Origin of the sequence: Actinomyces sp. Z5, from assembly GCF_003287795.1 — a bacterium.
Classification (GTDB): domain Bacteria; phylum Actinomycetota; class Actinomycetes; order Actinomycetales; family Actinomycetaceae; genus Actinomyces; species Actinomyces glycerinitolerans.
On sequence record NZ_QMIN01000086.1, the window covers coordinates 1 to 3,691 of the forward strand.

General features: G+C 68.1%; 4 protein-coding genes. 3 read left to right on the plus strand and 1 reads right to left on the minus strand.

Annotated features, from left to right (window positions below; all coding sequences use genetic code 11):
• Window positions 1-416: hypothetical protein (locus tag DRB06_RS16395; protein ID WP_220093027.1), on the plus strand; the 416-nt coding region annotated here is incomplete at its 5' end.
• A gap of 273 nt (window positions 417-689) precedes the next feature.
• Here DRB06_RS16395 and DRB06_RS12195 read toward each other — a convergent pair.
• Window positions 690-2,108: a glycosyltransferase gene (locus DRB06_RS12195; RefSeq protein ID WP_111820090.1), complete on the minus strand. Its 1,419-nt coding sequence runs from the start codon at window positions 2,106-2,108 to the stop codon at window positions 690-692.
• A gap of 221 nt (window positions 2,109-2,329) precedes the next feature.
• On the opposite strand from DRB06_RS12195, the gene DRB06_RS12200 reads away from it, so the two are divergent.
• Both DRB06_RS12200 and DRB06_RS12205 read left to right on the plus strand, forming a co-directional pair.
• On the plus strand, window positions 2,330-2,812 hold the full coding sequence (locus DRB06_RS12200; protein WP_111820091.1) for a TM2 domain-containing protein: 483 nt from the start codon (window positions 2,330-2,332) through the stop codon (window positions 2,810-2,812).
• An 89-nt stretch (window positions 2,813-2,901) separates the two neighbouring features.
• Window positions 2,902-3,297 carry a 2'-5' RNA ligase family protein gene (locus tag DRB06_RS12205; protein WP_258522256.1) on the plus strand — a complete coding sequence of 132 codons (396 nt, stop codon included), beginning with the start codon at window positions 2,902-2,904 and terminating at the stop codon, window positions 3,295-3,297.
• The last annotated feature ends 394 nt before the right edge of the window (window positions 3,298-3,691 follow it).

Consider the following 3,691-nt stretch of genomic DNA (forward strand, 5'->3'; position numbering starts at 1 on the left):
TTCTGCCCATGGCCGCGGGCCGCGTCGGAGTCGTTTGTGCCGATCCTGGACACTTTGTGCCGCCACGCGCGGGAACGAGCGCCGACGGCGGTTCGTGGGCGGACAGGCTCCCCGCGTGCCTGACACCACCCAACCCCCGCCTCCACACCCGCAAACCGGAAGAGCTCTTAAGCGGTCCGACTGCCGAGCGGGATGCATTCGTGCTTGCCGGCCGACCCGGCGGCAAACGAATCGGCAAAGGCGCGGTCGCATCCACATTGCCTGTGGATAACTTCTTGTGCACGCCGCGTGGGTGGATGATCATGAATGTCCGTGCAGGCTGCAGTTGGTGCAGCCGCGGCGGCCTCGCCAGTAGCGGTGAAAGTGGCGCGCTCGCGCGGATTGGCGTCGATCGATTCTCGGAGGCGGCGTCGTAGAACCGCGTAATTGCAACGATTTGACCGGCCGGTGGTGGCGGTGGTACTGACCGCTCGGCGAGGTGTGCGCCCAGTTGGACGCCGGGTCTCACGCCCTCGGGGCGGGTGTTCCGACGGTCGCCCACAGGCCAAGCGGCGGCATTCTCGGCATCACCAGGTCTGTGCACAAACCTGTGGATCAATTCTGTGGATAACCGTCGGTGGGGCGGGGCGCGGGCAGACGTCGGCGGCGCCGTCGTCTTGCGAACGGCCCCGCCGCCGGTGTGGTTCTGCTCACTCCAGGGCGCCGGCGATGGCGTCGACCAATTCCAGCAGGTGGCGGTCGGGCAGGAACTCCCGGCGCACGGACTCGTGCGCTGCCAGCCCCATGTCGTGTGCCCGCTCCGGGAAGCGCAGCACGTCGGCCACGGCCTGTGCCCACGCGGCGCCGTCGGCGGGATCCACCAGCACGCCGTCGACGCCGTCGTCGATCTGGTCCTGAATGCCGCCTACCGCAGAGGCGACCACGGGCGCCTTCTTCCACATGGCCTCCGCCACCGGCAGCCCGAAGGCCTCCACCAGGGAGCGCTGGGTGACGACGTCGGCCACTCGCTGCACGGCGTTGACCACCATGGCGTTGACATCCCGGTCGTGCATGGGCACGGCGGCGATGTGCACGCGCGAGGCCACCGACTCCGGCAGCAGGTCCCAGCGGTCCAGCACCTCGCCCAGCACCGCGGCGGCTTCGGCGTCGCGCTCGGGGTCCGGGTCCGGCCCCACCAGCAGCAGGTGCGCGTCGGCCGGCAGCGTAGCCACGTTGTCCGCGAAGGCGTCGATCAGCTCCTTGGCGCCCTTGAGGCGGTCCCAGCGGGACACCTGCGCGATCACGCGCACGCCCTGCGGCACCGGCAGGCCCGCACCAGCGAGCGTGGGCAACTCGCGAAGCGCGTCGGGGCGCCCGTCCTCGTGCACGAAGGCGACCGCGTCGAAGGGCGGCTCGCCGGCGAACACGCCCGCCAGCCTCGCCACCGACCAGGACTCGTCCAGGTCCAGCACTCGGTTCTTGGGGGAGTCGGGGTTAATCGAGGGGGCAATCACCACGCAGCGCTCCGGCTCCACGAAGGGCGGCCGGTAGTTGGGGCGTGAGACGACGACGAGGTCCACCTCCTCCAGGTAGCGGTCCAGAAAGGCCCAGGCGCGCTGGCCGGCGTCGCCGGTGTCCTGAGCGCCCAGGTGGCAGCGCCAGATGACGGCGGCGCCGGCCGCCTTCAGCGCCTTGGCCAGGCCGGCCGTGGGCGGGTCGTGCAGGATGACCACATCGCCGTCGCGAATGTCGTCGACGATGTTCTCCGCGTTGGAGGCGATCACGTGCTCGTAGATGTCGCGCTGCTTCTCCGCGAGCTTGCCGCCATCGCCGCGGTCGCCGTGAATGCCGGCGTGCAGGCGGGCCGCGATCGTGTTGAACTCGCGCGGCGCGTCCAGCACCAGCCAGCGGGCGTCCACGCCGATGTCCAGCGCGTATCCGACCAGTGGGGCGACGATCTCCGCAGGCCCCGACGCTGCGGCGGACGTGGGCGTGATGGTCCAGACGGTGCGTCCCTCCAGGAGGTTACGGGCCGCGGCCACGCCGTCGCGCAGGCGTCGGGTGGCGACCTCATCCAGGTGGCTTTCGAGGTCCGACAGTGGGAGCGGGGCGACGTCGATGGTTCTCATGTCCCGATACTGCCCCAAAGCCGTGTGATGCGCAGCACTTTCGACGGCGCGCCGTGCGTTTCAAGGTGTTGCGTCACCCTCAGTTGTACGAACCGGCTTGCGCGTCGGGAGGTGTGGGGGAGAGGCTAGCCGGGTAACGAGCATGTCGCGGGATGGCTGTGTTACCGGTGCGACCTGCGATCATCCCGTGCCCAGTCCAACCCGTCTGAAGGGAAACATTCATGAGCGAGAGCCCCAATAACCCCGGCCAGCCGCAGCCCCCTGCGTACGGCGGTGGGCAGCCGAGCAATCCCTATGGCCAGCAGGCATACAGTCAGCAGCCGGCCTATGCGGCCCCCGGTTACGGTGCGCCGGCATACGGCGACCCCTATGGGCAGGGCGGATACGTCGAGCCCAAGTCGAAGGTCGCCGCGGCGGTGCTGGCCTTCTTCCTCGGGACCCTGGGCATCCACAACTTCTATCGGGGCCAGACCCGCAACGGCATCATTCACCTGTGCCTGGTTGGCGCGGCGATTGTGCTGCTCATCATCGGCGGGGTGGTCCTGGGGACTAACGTCGATGCCTACGGCAATGTGTCGGACGGCGCAGCTTCCACCGCCGGGATGCTGATGCTGCTGGGCTCGCTCGTCGCCGCTGGTAACAGCATCTGGGCCTTCGTCGAGTTCATCATGATCCTGGTCTCCAACGACGGCAGCCTCCAGTAGGGGCATAAGTCGCCATCGTTGCAGTCGATATAACCAACCCCTTGTCGGAGAGCGTAGATCGGTCGTGACCGCCTTCGAGTCCGGTCGGTGTGGCTGTCCGGGAGGGTTTTGGCGGCGCGGTGAAGGCCGCGGAGTTGGTTGCGAGGGCGCGCACGATCGGCCCCATCCGCACCAGGTGCACGGCGGTCTTCAGCCTGATGAACACGAGCGTCGTCGTCGGGATCAGAGCGGTGGATGAGGGCGAGCATCGCAAGCTGCTTTCGGCTCGCCCCCTGTTCGACGAGATCGTCCCGTCCGGGCCGTTCACGCCCCACATCACCGTTGCCTACTACCGGCCGGAGGCGCCGACGCCGTTGGCGCCCGACGCATTGCGCGCCGTGCTCGGTGAGCTCACCGCACGGGTCACGGGCACGCCCGTCATGCTCACCCCCGAACGTCTGCACGTACTGCACTTCGACTCAATGAGCAACTACTGGGCGGTTTGAGCCAGAGCAGCCGACGCTGTCGAAGTCCAGATCGTGACGCGTGCGCACCGCGTTGGGGAACGTATGGCAGGAGCGCTCATCGGTGCTATGGGGCTACCGCCCGGGACCTCGTCCGTGCATTCAGCCATGCCCGGGCGCAGCCTGCCTTTGGCTGCCAGTCCGACTCTCTGTTTCGCCCGACGACGTCCTTGGGTGCTCGTGTTGACGGTTCGTGTGCTTCCACGGCGGTTCGGCACTTGGCAGCGACGCTTCGGCACCTGCGACGACGGTTCGGCACTTGGCACCGACGCTTCGGCACCTGCGACGACGGTTCGGCACCCAGGGGTACTGTGCTGTCTCCACACTTCTGGGACGGTTGAGTCTCATGACTTCTGGGACGGTTGAGTCTCATGGG